This window comes from Paraciimarium castrense LEGE 11436, from assembly GCF_056633055.1.
Genome location: NZ_JBSJOW010000001.1, coordinates 115,973 through 129,446 on the forward strand (window position 1 = coordinate 115,973; position 13,474 = coordinate 129,446).

15 protein-coding genes are annotated in these 13,474 nt (G+C 69.5%); 6 read left to right on the top strand and 9 right to left on the bottom strand.

What is annotated here, in order from left to right; genetic code table 11:
- Positions 1–175: 175 nt before the first annotated feature.
- Positions 176–601: a hypothetical protein gene (locus ACWJIO_RS00665; RefSeq protein WP_480310710.1), complete on the top strand. Its 426-nt coding sequence runs from the start codon at positions 176–178 to the stop codon at positions 599–601.
- A 14-nt stretch (positions 602–615) separates the two neighbouring features.
- Here ACWJIO_RS00665 and ACWJIO_RS00670 read toward each other — a convergent pair whose 3' ends face one another.
- From ACWJIO_RS00670 to hemH, 5 genes are all read right to left on the bottom strand, one after another.
- Positions 616–843: a GIVxVP protein gene (locus tag ACWJIO_RS00670; RefSeq protein WP_480310711.1), complete on the bottom strand. Its 228-nt coding sequence runs from the start codon at positions 841–843 to the stop codon at positions 616–618.
- A complete protein-coding gene (locus ACWJIO_RS00675; protein WP_480310713.1) occupies positions 840–1,283 on the bottom strand; it encodes a hypothetical protein in 444 nt (147 codons plus the stop codon). Before ACWJIO_RS00675 ends, ACWJIO_RS00670 begins: the two co-directional genes overlap by 4 nt.
- Positions 1,214–3,058 carry a biosynthetic-type acetolactate synthase large subunit gene (gene ilvB, locus ACWJIO_RS00680; protein WP_480311485.1) on the bottom strand — a complete coding sequence of 615 codons (1,845 nt, stop codon included), beginning with the start codon at positions 3,056–3,058 and terminating at the stop codon, positions 1,214–1,216. The genes ACWJIO_RS00675 and ilvB overlap by 70 nt, the downstream gene beginning before the upstream one ends.
- Before the next feature lie 82 nt (positions 3,059–3,140).
- Complete coding sequence (locus tag ACWJIO_RS00685) at positions 3,141–3,707, bottom strand: M23 family metallopeptidase (RefSeq protein ID WP_480310714.1); 567 nt, start codon at positions 3,705–3,707, stop codon at positions 3,141–3,143.
- Positions 3,708–3,717: 10 nt separating this feature from the next.
- Positions 3,718–4,893 (bottom strand): ferrochelatase, encoded by a 1,176-nt coding sequence (gene hemH, locus ACWJIO_RS00690; RefSeq protein ID WP_480310715.1) that lies wholly within the window; start codon positions 4,891–4,893, stop codon positions 3,718–3,720.
- A gap of 276 nt (positions 4,894–5,169) precedes the next feature.
- Between hemH and ACWJIO_RS00695 the strand changes: the two genes are divergently transcribed.
- Both ACWJIO_RS00695 and cobO read left to right on the top strand, forming a co-directional pair.
- A complete protein-coding gene (locus ACWJIO_RS00695; RefSeq protein ID WP_480311487.1) occupies positions 5,170–6,315 on the top strand; it encodes a site-specific integrase in 1,146 nt (381 codons plus the stop codon).
- A 35-nt stretch (positions 6,316–6,350) separates the two neighbouring features.
- On the top strand, positions 6,351–7,016 hold the full coding sequence (cobO, locus tag ACWJIO_RS00700) for a cob(I)yrinic acid a,c-diamide adenosyltransferase (protein WP_193814478.1): 666 nt from the start codon (positions 6,351–6,353) through the stop codon (positions 7,014–7,016).
- Positions 7,017–7,039: 23 nt separating this feature from the next.
- Here the strand turns inward: cobO and ACWJIO_RS00705 are convergent, their stop codons facing one another.
- Positions 7,040–7,231, bottom strand: a complete 192-nt coding sequence (locus tag ACWJIO_RS00705; RefSeq protein WP_480310717.1) for a hypothetical protein — start codon at positions 7,229–7,231, stop codon at positions 7,040–7,042.
- A gap of 124 nt (positions 7,232–7,355) precedes the next feature.
- Between ACWJIO_RS00705 and pyrH the strand changes: the two genes are divergently transcribed.
- From pyrH to ACWJIO_RS00720, 3 genes are all read left to right on the top strand, one after another.
- Positions 7,356–8,066 carry a UMP kinase gene (gene pyrH, locus ACWJIO_RS00710; RefSeq protein ID WP_480310719.1) on the top strand — a complete coding sequence of 237 codons (711 nt, stop codon included), beginning with the start codon at positions 7,356–7,358 and terminating at the stop codon, positions 8,064–8,066.
- Between the two features lie 118 nt (positions 8,067–8,184).
- Positions 8,185–8,724, top strand: a complete 540-nt coding sequence (frr, locus tag ACWJIO_RS00715; RefSeq protein WP_480310721.1) for a ribosome recycling factor — start codon at positions 8,185–8,187, stop codon at positions 8,722–8,724.
- A 10-nt stretch (positions 8,725–8,734) separates the two neighbouring features.
- Entirely contained in the window at positions 8,735–9,889 is a 1,155-nt protein-coding gene (locus ACWJIO_RS00720; protein ID WP_480310723.1) for an NAD(P)/FAD-dependent oxidoreductase, read from the top strand.
- A gap of 11 nt (positions 9,890–9,900) precedes the next feature.
- Here the strand turns inward: ACWJIO_RS00720 and ACWJIO_RS00725 are convergent, their stop codons facing one another.
- The 3 genes from ACWJIO_RS00725 to ACWJIO_RS00735 form a co-directional block, all read right to left on the bottom strand.
- The gene (locus tag ACWJIO_RS00725; protein ID WP_186696601.1) at positions 9,901–10,278 is read right to left on the bottom strand and encodes a Crp/Fnr family transcriptional regulator; all 378 of its coding nucleotides are present in this window, start codon (positions 10,276–10,278) and stop codon (positions 9,901–9,903) included.
- Between the two features lie 58 nt (positions 10,279–10,336).
- The gene (locus ACWJIO_RS00730) at positions 10,337–11,509 is read right to left on the bottom strand and encodes a transaldolase (protein ID WP_480310726.1); all 1,173 of its coding nucleotides are present in this window, start codon (positions 11,507–11,509) and stop codon (positions 10,337–10,339) included.
- A 99-nt stretch (positions 11,510–11,608) separates the two neighbouring features.
- Positions 11,609–13,459, bottom strand: coding sequence for a peptidoglycan D,D-transpeptidase FtsI family protein (locus ACWJIO_RS00735; protein ID WP_480310728.1), 1,851 nt, complete (start codon positions 13,457–13,459; stop codon positions 11,609–11,611).
- Between the last annotated feature and the right edge of the window lie 15 nt (positions 13,460–13,474).

Genomic DNA, 13,474 nt, shown 5'->3' on the forward strand with positions numbered 1-13,474 from the left:
CGGAGGGGCGGCTGAGCTGAATCTGGCCCGGATGGACAGTCTGCGCTCCGACTGTGAATGGGCCTGAAGACTGGGTGAGCCCGATTCCGGGTGGCACAGTGGAGTGATTCAGCACGCCCCACCCACGGTTTTCGTGTTCCGTTTCCCCCAGGTTTGCACCGCCCTCAGTGCGCGGATGCTTGCCACCACCGCCACATCTGTGACCACCTCCCTGGCTGTGGCGATGGCTGCAACCACCTCCCTGGCCCCCCCGGCTTTCGCCCAGGCGGCCGCGGCCGGAAAGCCGGCCACGATGGAGTTGATGAACGACATGGCCCTGGCCGCCGCGGTCAATGTCTGCGAGCTCGCTGTGGAGTCCAAGGTCCCGGTGGAGCAGGTCGTGTTGTCCAATGCCAAGGCCATCACCTATGTGGTGACCAGCCGCTATGGCAGCCAGGTGGCCAACGCCGGCAGGCTTCAGCCGGAGCAGATCGCCAATGGCGCGATCATTCAGGTGGTGGGCCGGGTGCGCCAGGGCTGTTACGCCAAACTCGCCGGCGCCGACAAGAAGTTCGTCGATGAGGTGATCACCGAGTACTCAAACGCTGTTCAGAGGAAGTAGGCCTCAGGCGCCCCTCAGGCCTGGTCTTCTGCTTGCTGACTGTCGCGGCCGTTCTCGGCAGCGGGCTCCGGCAGCAGCTGGGCCAGCAGGCCGGCGCCCATCAGCAGGCCGCCCAGCACGGCGGCCAGGGTGCGGTTGTCGCCCCCTGGCCCGTCACTCCACACGGCAGCCGCCAGGAAGGCGCCCCCCAGCAGCAGGGTCGGCACCAGCACGACCCCCTTGGCGGTGCGATTCAGACTCATGAGCTGCTCCGGCAGCCCTCGCCACCGGTCGGGTCAGCCGTGGCCAGGCCTCGCTGCACCAGGCCGGCACCCAGGTCCAGCGGGTCTGAGCCCTCCGGCGCCAGCCGGGTGACCCTGGCCAGCAGCATGCCGTCAGCTGTGCCGATCGGCCGCAGGTTGACGCGGCTGCGGCGGGGCAGTTCGGCCCGCAGCCAGTCGGCCACCCCGGCCTGGCTCTCGTGGTCAATGCGGATGCAGGCCAGGGCCACGGTGTAACTGCGGTTGCCGTCACCCACCTGCAACTGGCCGTTGCCCCGCACCTGCAGCACCTCAGCAGCCTGGGCCGCGCTGGGCCAGAGCAGCCATCCGGCCAGAAGTGCCAGCAGCAGGCTCAGAGCTTGGCGCCGCAGCTGGGGCAGAAGCGGTGGTCGCTGGCCGTGCTGATGCCGCAGCTGTTGCATTGTCTGGTGGTGTCGATGGCGAGTTCGGGGTGGGTGGGCAGGCCCACCATCTGGGCATTGCTGGCGCCCGGGGGAACCATCGGGTAGCAGTTCTCGTTGCGGCGCACCTTCACGTCGATGAAGGCCGGGCCGGGGTGCTCCAGGGCTTCCCGGAGCTGCTGCCGCAGGCTGGAGCGCTCCGTGATCAACACGCCGCGCACCCCGAAAGACTCGGCCAGGGCCTCGAAGTTCGGCATTCCACCGGTCATCTCGGAGGCTGAATAGCGCTCGTCGTAGAAGCTCTCCTGCCACTGGCGCACCATCCCCTGCCAGCCGTTGTTGATCACCACCACCTTCACGGCCAGGTTGTACTGGGCCAGGGTGCCCAGCTCCTGGATGTTCATCAGGATCGAGGCATCGCCGGCCACACAGATCACCTGCTGGTCGGGGAAGGCGGTCTGCACGCCCATGGCCGCAGGCATGCCGTAACCCATGGTGCCGAGGCCGGCGCTGCTGACCCAGCGGCGCGGACCGTTGTGCAGGTACTGGGCCGCCCACATCTGATGCTGGCCCACATCGGTGGTGTAGTAGGCACTGGGGGCCAGCTCCTGCAGGGCGATCATCACCTCCTGGGGAGCGATCTCACCCTCCGGAGTCGGCGTGACCAGGGGGTAGTGATGCTTCCAGCTGTCGATCCGCTCCAGCCAGGCCTCGGTGCGGCCCTGGGAGCGGTCCGTGCCGGAGCCGTCCACGCCGGCGGCCTGGAGCAGGCCTTCGAGCACCTGGCGCACGTCGCCCACCAGAGGCACATCGGGCACCCGGGTCTTGCCCACCTCAGCGGCGTCGATGTCGATGTGAATCACCTGGGCCCGGGGCGCGAAGCCATCCAGCCTGCCGGTCACCCGGTCATCGAAGCGGGCGCCGGTGGCGATCAGCAGATCGCATTCGGTGACGGCGAAATTGGCGTAGGCAGTGCCGTGCATGCCGAGCATGCCCACGGCGAGGGGGTGGGTCTCATCGAAGGCCCCCTTGCCCATCAAGGTGGTGGTGACGGGAAGCCGGAAGGCCTCGGCCAGCTGGCGTACCTGGTCATGGGCGCCGCTGCTGATGGCGCCGCCGCCCACGTAGAGCAGGGGGCGGCGAGCCTGACGGATCAGTCCCAGGGCCTCCTGAACACGTTCGGGATCCGGCCTGGGGGGCAGGCGGAAGCCTGCCGGGATGGCCGTGCCGGGCTCCACGGGCACGTAGTCAAATTGTTCGGCACCCACGTCCTTGGGCACGTCGATCAGCACCGGACCGGGACGGCCGGTGGCGGCGATGAAGAAGGCCTCCGCCACGATGCGACCGATGTCGCGCGGGTCGCGCACGACCCAGGAGTGCTTCACGATCGGCAGGGTGATGCCGAAGATGTCAGTTTCCTGGAAGGCGTCGGTGCCGATCGAGGCCCGGGGTACCTGGCCGGTGATCACCACCATGGGCACGGAGTCCATGTGGGCGGTGGCGATACCCGTGACCAGGTTGGTGGCTCCGGGCCCGGAAGTGCCGAAGCACACGCCCACCTTGCCGGTGGCCCGGGCGTAGCCATCGGCGGCATGGGTGCCCCCCTGTTCGTGGCGCACCAGGATGTGCTTGAGCCAGCCGCGGCTCTCCGCCTGGTGCAGTTCGTCGTAAATCGGCAGGATCGCCCCACCGGGGTAGCCGAAGATGTGCTCTACCCCATGGCGGTGCAGGGCATCCATCAGGGCATACCCGCCTGTGACCCGCTGGCTCAGCTGGGGGCCTTCACTCAGGGCTATGACGGCCGGGGTGGGCGCGGACTGGGCCGCAGAGCTGAGGGGCGTAAGCGTCACGGCTGCAGCAGGCCCACCACCGGGGCCACTATCGGACACCAGCAACCCTAGGTGCTGGCGAGGTTTTTGGAGCTTGTCTGGCCCGGGCCATGGCCCGCAGCACCTGGGCCGGATCGATCCAGCGCCCGCCGTGGCGCAACCCCCAGTGCAGGTGGGGGCCGGTGGTGCTGCCGCTCATCCCCACGTGGCCGATCACCTGGGCGGTGCGCACGCCCTGCCCCACCCTGAGCTGCACGGCGCCGCTGCGGTAGTGGCCTGCTGAGCCGCGGCCAGCCAGATGGCAGTAGATGTGCTCATAGGCCCCGGAGCGGATCACCAGGCCCACGCCGCAGCCGCCGTCGTTGATCACCTCCTGCACCACCCCTCCCCACCAGCTGCGCACCGGGGAGCCCAGGGGGGCGGCGATGTCCAGACCGTAGTGGGGCCGAACGTCGCCGCGCAGCGGGTGCACACGCATGCCGAAGCCGCTGGTGTAGCCAGCGAAGCTGGCCACCGGGAAGGCCCCCAGCCGCCAGCTCTCGGCCCGGGCGGCGGGCAGGAAGGCCAGCAGGGGGGCCAGGACCAGGGAGATCATCAGCAGGGGCGCAGCCGCCATGGCCCCACGCTCAGAGCAGTCCGAGGGCATGGAGCGGTCCCCGTCCACTGAGCAGTTCCAGCAGGAAGGCCGAGAACCCCACCATCGCCAGCCTGCCGTTCCACACCTCAGAGCTGTTGTTCCAGCCCCAGGCCCACTTGTCCTGGGGATAGAGCTTCACCTTGGTGGGCAGGGCGGCCGCCTGATCCAGGTTCACTTCCGGTCCCTCCAGGGCGTGCTGCACCAGGTCGGCGAGGCCGGTGATGAAGGCCGGCGTGGTGTCCAGGGCCGGCACCCGCCGGAAGTTGGTGATGCCTGCCTCCGTGGCGATCTCGCGGTATTCGATGTCGATTTCTTCGAGGGTCTCGATGTGCTCGCTCACGAAGCTGATCGGCACCACCACCAGATCCTTCACGCCCTGCTCTCCGAGCTCTTCGAGGGCCTCATCGGTGTAGGGCCGCAGCCACTCCACCGGCCCCACCCGGCTCTGGTAGGCCAGGGTGGAGGGGTTGGCATGGCCGAGATCGGCTTCCAGCTTGGCCATGACCAGCTCGGCGCAGGCCTCGATCTCCCGCTGGTAGGGGTCGCCGGCCTCGGCCACGTAGCTCTTCGGCACGCCATGGGCGCTGAAGAACACATGGGCCGTGGCCGGGTCAGGGCACTGCTCGATCTCCCTGGCGATCAAGCCAGCCATGGCGCTGATGTAGCCGGGGTCGTCGTAGTAGCTGCGGATGCAGCGGATCGGCAGCCGTTCGAAGCCGGGGTCGGCCTGGCGCAGGCGTTTGAGCTCCCGGAAGCTGGAGCCGCTGGTGCTGATCGAGAAGTGGGGGTAGAGGGGCAGCACCACCACCTCATCCACGCCGTCGGCCTTGATGTCGGCCACCGCCGACTCGGTGAAGGGGTGCCAGTAGCGCATCGCCACGTAGCTGGTGGCCTCGATGCCCCGCTGCCGCAGGCTGCTCTGCAGCTCCCGCGCCTGCTGTTCGGTGATGCGACGCAGGGGCGAGCCGCCGCCGATGGAGCGGTAGGCCTCCTGCGACTTGCTGGCCCGCAGGCTGCTGATCAGCCAGGCCAGCGGCTTCTGCAGGGCTGGATTGGGCAGCCGGATGATCTCCGGGTCGGAGAAGAGGTTGTACAGGAACGGCCCCACGTCCTGGATCCGCTCGGGACCCCCGAGGTTCAGCAGCAGCACGCCAACCTTGGCCATGCCTTCTGTTCCGTACGGCGTGATGGCCGTGAGCGTAACGCTGCAGGCTGGGACCTAGCGGTGCGCGACAGCCATCGATAGGGTCGGCTCTGTTCGCACCGGAGCCATCGCGCCCCGATCCGCTGCTGCTGTGAGCCCCCCGCGAGCCCCGCTGTGAGCCCCGCCGTCAGCCCCGTCGGTGCCGTGGTTGGGGCCGATTCCAGCGAAGCCACGGCCGCCCTGATCAGCCAGCACAACCGGCGTCTGGCGGTTGCCGGCCTCAGGTTGCGGCTGGAGATGCGCGGCGGCAAGCTCAGCCTGCGGGGCCCCCTGCCCTGCCGCACCGGGGCCGGGCACGAGCGGGTGCAGCGGCTGAGCCTGGCCCTTCCCGCCACAGCGGCCGGGGTGGGGGAGGCCCTCGAGAGGCTGCGGGAGGCGCAGCGCCAGCTGGAGCTGGGCCAGTTCGACTGGGCCCGCTGGAGCCGGCGCCAGGCGGACCGGCCCGCCAAGCGCCCCTCGGCCGGGGTTGCCCAGCCCTCCGCAGCGGGCCCCAGCCCAGCCCCCGCCGATGCCGGCGGCTGGCAGGCCCAGGTGCAGGCTTTCCAGCAGGCCTTCTTCGCCGATCCGCGCCGGCGCCTCAACCCCGCGGGCAGCCGCACCACCTGGAGTGCCGCCTACCTCCCCTACCTGCGGCGGCTGCTGCAGCTGAGCTCAGAGGCGCCTGGAGCGGGCAGCGAGAGCCTGTTGCTCCGCACCCTGGAGAGCTACGCCCCGGGCAGCCGCAGCCGTCAGCAGTGCGGCACGGCCCTGGCCGCCCTGGCCCGCGAGTGCCAGCTGGTGCTGCCCCCGGACTGGGCCGCCCAGGCCAGCGGCTATGGGCTGCACCTGGCCCGCTTTCGCCAGCTGCCCAGCGACACCGAGATCCTGGGGTGGCTGGAGCGGATCCCCAACCCAGGCTGGCGGCTGGTGTACGGGCTGCTGGCCACCTACGGCCTGCGCAACCACGAGGCGTTCTTCGCCGATCTCTCCGCCCTGGCCCCGGGGGCTGACCGGGTGATCCGGGTGCTGCCCACCAGCAAGACCGGTGAACACCAGGTGTGGCCGTTTCAGCCGCACTGGGTGGATCACTTCGGCCTGGAGGCCCTCGCCGGCAACGGCGGCGCCCTGCCACCGGTGACCACCAACCTGGGGCGCACCACCCTGCAGCAGGTGGGCCGGAGGGTGGCCGAGCAGTTCCGGCGTTACGGGCTGCCGATCACCCCCTACGACCTGCGCCACGCCTGGGCCGTGCGCACGATCCACATCGGCCTGCCCGACACCGTGGCGGCTCGGATGATGGGCCACTCGGTGGCGATCCACACCCGCACTTACCACCACTGGATCACCCGCCGCGACCAGCAGCAGGCCGTCGACGCGGCCCTGGCCCGGGGCAGGTCAGAGTGATCTGGCGCCGTCTCCCCGTTTCCCTTTCCCCGCCGATGCCGGATTCCAGCCTCGATCAGATCGCCCAGGACCTCGGCCCCGGCGGCGCCCTCGCCCCAGAGCCTGATCGGGAGGGCTATCAGCGCCGCATGGCCCGCCGCAAGGAGGTGCAGCAGCAGCGGGTGGGGGAGCGCTCCCTGGAGAAGGGGCTGGTGCTGGTGTTCACCGGCCAGGGCAAGGGCAAGACCACGGCGGCCCTGGGCCTGGTGCTGCGCACCCTGGGCCACGACGAGAAGGTGGCGGTGGTGCAGTTCATCAAGGGCGGCTGGCAGCCCGGGGAGGCCCGGGCCCTGGCCGTGTTCGGAGAGGCGCTGCACTGGCATGCCCTGGGTGAGGGTTTCACCTGGGAAACCCAGGACCGCGAGCGCGACCGCGCCCTGGTGCAGCAGGCCTGGGAGCGCTCCTGCGCCTACCTCGCTGACCCGGAGCGCAAGCTGGTGGTGCTGGATGAGGTGAACGTGGCCCTCAAGCTGGGCTACCTGGCGGTGGAGCAGCTGCTGGAGGGCCTGGCCCTGCGGCCGCCCCTCACCCACGTCGCCCTCACGGGGCGCGGCGCCCCGCCGCAGCTGCTGGAGCGGGCCGATCTCGTCACCGAGATGACCCTGGTGCGCCATCCGTTCCGGGAGCAGGGCGTCAAGGCCCAGGCCGGCATCGAATACTGAAACTTGGCGCGGAAGCGGCCAGATCAGCCCAGGTCGTCCTGCAGCTGGGCCAGGCCGCTCACCAGCACCGAGAGGCCGCTGATCAGCACGGCCCGGTGCACGGCAGGTTCACTCCAGATGCCGGGCTGCTCAGCGGCGCGACCCAGGGCCGAGAGGGTCAGCCGGGCCATCAGCTGACAGGACCGCACCGTGGGCGGCTTCGGCGGGAGAGCCATGGCTGCGCTGCTTTGCAGCAGTGAAGCGCCGGGCCCGGCGGCTGGCAAGCCTGGCCGGCGTGGGGGGGCAGAGGCTGGGCCGGCAGCAGGGCCATTGCTACGGTGCGGCAAATCCGTGGTGTCGATGGGTTATCAGCGCGTGCTCCTCAAGCTCAGCGGTGAGGCGCTGATGGGAGAGCAGGGCTACGGCATCGATCCGGAGATCGTCAAGGCGATTGCCTCCGATGTGGCGGCCTGTGTGGCCGACGGCACCCAGCTGGCGATCGTGGTGGGCGGCGGCAACATCTTCCGTGGCCTCAAGGGCAGTGCCGCCGGCATGGACCGGGCCACCGCCGACTACGTGGGCATGCTGGCCACCGTGATGAATGCGATCACGCTGCAGGACGGCCTCGAGCGGGCAGGAGTGCCCACCCGGGTGCAGAGCGCGATCTCGATGCAGGCGGTGGCCGAGCCCTACATCCGCCGCCGTGCGATTCGCCACATGGAGAAGGGTCGGGTGGTGATCTTTGCGGCCGGCACCGGTAACCCCTTCTTCACCACCGACACCACTGCCGCCCTGCGGGCCGCCGAGATCAGTGCCGATGTGGTGTTCAAGGCCACCAAGGTGGATGGTGTGTACGACAAGGACCCGGCCAAGTACCCCGATGCCCGCCGCTTCGACAGCCTCTCCTTCCTGGAGGTGCTCAGCAGCGAGCTGGAGGTGATGGATGGTGCGGCGATCGCCCTCTGCAAGGACAACGCCATCCCGATCGTGGTGTTTGACCTGTTCGGGCCCGGCAACATCGGCCGAGCCGTGGCCGGGGAGCCGATCGGTACGCGGATCCATCCGGCCTGAGGCTCCCTGGCTCGGCCGTGAGTACTCTCCCCACGGCTCCCGATCAGCGATTCCGCCAGCCCCAGCCATCCCGCAGCACCTGCCCCTCCGTTCTTCGCCCTGCCCCGCAGCACCCGCCATGGACCTCGAAGCCAGCATGCGCAAGTCGGTGGATGCCGCCCTGCGCAACTTCAACACCATCCGCACCGGCAGGGCCAACCCCTCCCTCCTGGACAAGATCAGCGTGGAGTACTACGGCGCTGAAACGCCGCTCAAATCCCTCGCCAATCTCTCCACCCCAGACTCCCAGACGATTCAGATCCAGCCCTTTGACATGGGCTCCATGGGGCTGATCGAAAAGGCGATCGCCATGAGCGATCTGGGCCTCACCTGCAACAACGACGGCAGGCTGATCCGCATCAACATCCCGCCCCTCACGGAAGATCGGCGCAAGGAGCTGTGCAAGATCGCGGCCAAGTACGCCGAGGAGGGCAAGGTGGCCCTGCGCAACAACCGGCGCGACGGCATCGACCGGATCAAGAAGCTGGAGAAGGAGGGCGAGCTCTCCGAGGACCAGAGCCGCGACGAGCAGGACGAGGTGCAGAAGCTCACCGACCGGTTCATCGGGGAGCTGGAGAAGCACTTGGCTGAGAAGGAAGCCGAGATTCTCAAGGTGTGAGCGCTCCCCCGTGAGTGCTCTGGCGGGCGGCAGCCCCGAGGTGATCGTGGTGGGCGCCGGCGCCGCCGGCGCTGCGGCGGCCTTCCACCTGGCCCGGCTCGGGCGAGACGTGCTGCTCCTCGACGGCGCTGCCTTCCCGCGCAGCAAACCCTGTGGCGGCGGCATGGCGGCCTCGGTCCAGCGCTGGTTTCCCTTCGATCTGAGCCCCGCCGTCGACACCGTGATCGAGCGGGTGCGCTTCAGCTGGGCCCTCCAGGATCCTGTGCTTGCGGAGTTGCCGGGGGAGGCACCCTTCTGGATCGTGCGCCGCTCCCGCCTGGATGCCTTCCTCAGCGACCAGGCTGTGGCGGCAGGCGCGCGCTTCCAGCCCAGCACCACGGTGGGATCGCTCAGGCGCGAGCTGGGGGGCTGGCGCGCAGAGATGCAGGGCCCTGATGGGGTGCCGCTGGGCCTGCAGGCCAGGGCCGTGGTGGTGGCGGATGGATCTGGCTCCCGGCTGGCGGGTCCCCTGGGTCTGGGTCCGCGGCGGCCCCGCTTCGCCTCCACCGTGTCGGTGGAGCTGGAGGGCGAGGTGAGCGACCCGGCGGCAGCCCGCTTTGATTTCGGCCTGGTGCGCCAGGGGTTCTGCTGGGCCTTCCCGCGCCAGGGGGGCTACAGCATCGGCCTCGGCACCTTTGTGGGCCGCGACCCGGTGGCGGCTGAGGCCGTGCTGACGCGCCTGCTGCCCAGCCTTGGTTTTGCACCCGGTGCCGGCGTGCGCAGCGCCGGTCAGTTGCGGCTCTGGGATGGCCACCACGCCCTGCATGGCGATGGGGTGGTGCTGGCCGGCGATGCCGCCTCCCTGTGTGATCCCTTCCTGGCCGAGGGGCTGCGGCCGGCCCTGCTCAGCGGCTGCCAGGCCGCCTTCGCGGTCGACCGGTGGCTGGGCGGTGAGGCCGGGGCACTGGCGGCCTACAGCGCCACCATGCGGCGGGAGTGGGGTGAGTCGATGGCCTGGGGCCGTCGCATGGCCCAGGTCTTCTACCGGGTGCCCCGGGTGGGCTACCAGCTGGGAATCAAGCGACCCACGGCGCCGCGGCGCATCGCCCAGATCCTCTCCGGGGAGATGGGCTACGGCGACATTGCCCAGCGGGTGATCCGCCGGCTGCTGCTGCGCAACGGCTGAAGCCGGCGCACTCAGATGCGGGTGCAGTCCTTGAGCTGGCGCAGGCGCTTGTCGATGGAGCCCAGCAGCTCGATGGCGAACATCGGCGATTCCTGAACGGCGAACAGGAACTTCTCGCGGTTCATCACCAGCAGCCGGCAGGGGGTGAGGGCCCGGGCGTTGCCGTAGCGGCGGTGCTCACTGGTGACCAGGGCGCCAGCGCCGAACACATCGCCGGCATTGATCTGTTCATGGCCCTGGTCCCCGTTCCAGGTGAGTTCCACCCGGCCCTCCAGCAGGCCGAACATGCAGTCGCCGGATTCTCCCGAGCCGAAGATCAGGGCACCGGGTTCAACGCTGACCACCTCGCCGGTGCTGGCGAGGGCGCGCATGGTGCGAAGGGCGTTCAATGAGCTGGCTCCATGGGGCAGCGGCACCAGTCTGCCCCGGGTGGGAAGGGCCTGCTGCTCAGCGGCCGGCCAGGGCCAGGGCCGCCCCGAGGCCGCCGCGCACATCCTCGGGGGCCAGCCGGCCGTCCTTGTCAGTGTCGAGGGCGTCGAAGACGGCGTCACTGCCGAGCCACTCCTCACGGGTGATGCAGCCGTCGCCGTCAAGGTCGTTGAGCAGGAAGATCTCGTGAACGGCATGGCCGAAGGCGGCGCCTCCCTCAAGTTCCCCCAGCCGATGCGCCAGCTGGGCCTCCAGGGTTTCGATGGCCTTGATGAAGCCGCCGATCCCCTCATCGAGCTTCTCGGTGGCCATGGGGTCCTCGGCCAGCATGGCCCGGTAGGCAGCCTCGTCGAGATGAATCTGGGGCCGGGTCGGGGCCGGATCAAAGGCGTTGAGCTTGCGCTCCAGGGCGCCCTGGGTGTTGCGCAGCTGGGCCAGCAGCGCGGGGGAAATGGTGAGCAGGTCGCAGCCGGCCAGTTCGATGATCTCGTCGGTGTTGCGGAAGCTGGCCCCCATCACCTCGGTCTTGTAGCCGTAGGTCTTGTAATAGTTGAAGATCTCCGTCACCGACACCACGCCCGGATCCTCGGGGCCGGGATAGCTGTCGCGGCCGGTGCTCTTCTTGTACCAGTCGAGGATGCGGCCCACGAAGGGGGAGATCAGGGTGACGCCGGCCTCGGCGCAGGCCACGGCCTGGGCAAAGGAGAACAGCAGGGTGAGGTTGCAGTGGATGCCCTCCTGCTCCAGCGCCTCGGCGGCCCGGATGCCCTCCCAGGTGGAGGCCACCTTGATCAGCACCCGGTCCTTGCCGATGCCGGCTTCGGCGTAGAGCTCGATCAGCCGCCGCGCCTTGGCGATCGTGGCCTCGGTGTCGTAGCTGAGGCGCGCGTCCACCTCGGTGGACACCCGGCCCGGCACGATCTTGAGGATCTCCTTGCCGAAGGTGACGCAGATCTCATCGAGGGCTTCACGCACCACCGCATCGGCGCCGGCCTCGGCTCCCATCACCGCTCTCGACTCCCGCAGGGATCGGTCGATCAGGTCCTGGTAGGCCGGGATCTGGGCTGCCGCCAGGATCAGGGAGGGGTTGGTGGTGGTGTCGCGGGGCGTGAATTGCTGGATGGCCTCGATGTCGCCGGTGTCCGCGACCACCACGGTCATGGCGGACAGTTGGTCGAGCAGATTGGCCATGGCTGGCGGGGTGCCGGTGCCTGGGCAGGCTAGCCAGAACACCGCTGCGGCCTCCCAAGGGCCGCACTCCTTGCGTGAATGGCCACACAGGGGGGCTGGTCAGCCTGCGTTCGGGCTGGTCTCCTGGCTCCGGGTGGCGCCGAGGGCCTTGGGATCGGAGGGGGGCAGTTGCTCCAGCACCAGCAGGGCGTCGATGATCTTGCGGGCCACCGGGGCCGCCACGGTGGAGCCGTAGGTGTTGCCGCCCTTGGGTTCGTCCACCACCACCAGCACCACGTAGCGGGGATCATCGATGGGCAGATGGCCCACGAAGCTGGTGATCAGGGCACCGGGGATGTACACGCCATGTTCGGCCTTCTGGGCGGTGCCCGTCTTGCCACCGATCCGGTAGCCGGGAATGTGGATGCCCAGGCTCTTGCTGTTGGCCACCACGGTTTCCATCCAGCCCATCACCACTTTGGTCACCGCCGGATCGAGCACCTGCAACCCGCCGCCGCCGGGGGCAGGGGCCAGGGCGTCCCCCGAGCGCAGGCCGCGGGTGATGTGGGGGCTGACCAGGCGGCCGCCGTTGGCGAGCATGGCGTGCAGCTGGGCCAGCTTCAGGGGCGTGAGCGAGAAGCCCTGGCCGAAGGCCGCCACGGCAGGTTCGATCGGATGGCTCACGAAGGTCTTGCGGTCCTTGAGTTCGCCGGCCACGGCGCCGGGCAGGTCGGTGTCGGGCCGCTCGTCGATGCCGATCGTGCTCAGCCACTGCCAGAAGCGCTCTCGCTTCACCTTGCTCATGGCCTTCACCATGGCCACGTTGCTGGAGGCCTCCAGCACCGTGGGGAAGTCGATCAGGCCGTTGCCCTGGCGGTTGTGGTTGAAGATCGGCCAGCCGCCGATGCTCAGGGAGCCGTTGTCAAACACCTTGCCGTCCGCCTGGATGGCCTTTTCCTGCAGGGCGAGGGCCAGGTTGATCGGCTTGAAGGTGGAGCCCGGCTCATAGAGGTCCTGCACGGACCACTCGCGGAACAGGCCAGGCTTGAAGCTCCAGAACCGGTTGGGGTCGTAGGTGGGCACCGAGGCCAGCGCCAGCATCTCGCCGTTGCGCACGTCCATCACAAGAGCCGCTCCGCGCTTCGCCTTCCACTTGCTCACCTGGTCGTGGAGGGCCTTCTGGGCCACGTGCTGGAGGCGGGCATCCAGGGTGAGCTGAAGCCGCAGGTCGTCGCCGTACAGCGAGCCAGCGACCATGCCCTCCGGCAGGGGGGTGCCGTCGGCGCCGCGGCGCATGCGCAGGGTGGTCTCGTGGCGCCGCAGGTCGCTGTCGCGGCTCTGCTCGAGTCCCGCCTGGGGCACCCGTTCCAGGTTGAGGAACCCCACCACATTGGCGAACAGGCTGCCCTGGGGGTACACCCGCTGGGGGTAGGCCTCGAGATCGATGCCGCTGATGTTGAGCCGGCGGATGCGGTCAGCGGTTTCGGGATCGATGTCTGTGCCGAGTTTCACGCCGCTGCGACGGCCCGCCATGGTCTGGAGCAGCGCTTCGCTGGGCTGAGCCAGGACTGCTCCCAGCCGCGGGGCCACCTCGTCTGGCCGGCGCACCTTCTGGGGATCGTCGCCGGGAAAGTTGAAGTAGCGGGGGTGGGCCCAGAGCGTGAAACGCTCCTCATCGAGGGCCACCAGGCGGCCGTTGCGATCCACGATCGTGCGGCGCTTGCCGAGCGGCGTCACCGACTGGGTCTGAATCGCCCGAGCCCGGCTTTGAAGGTTCTGGGTGTCGATCACCTGCAGCCAGGCCAGCCGCGCCCCCAGGCCGACCAGTGCCGTGGCCAGCAGGCCATAGACCAGCAGGAGGCGGTGGGTCGGCAGCGGCTGCATGGCCACCACCCGTTCCGAGCGGGCCGGGCGGCCAGGCCTGGCCGTGCGGGGCAGACGGGGGGTGTGAGGAGGGGCTTGCTGCGCCATGGCTGGGGGGTGCCG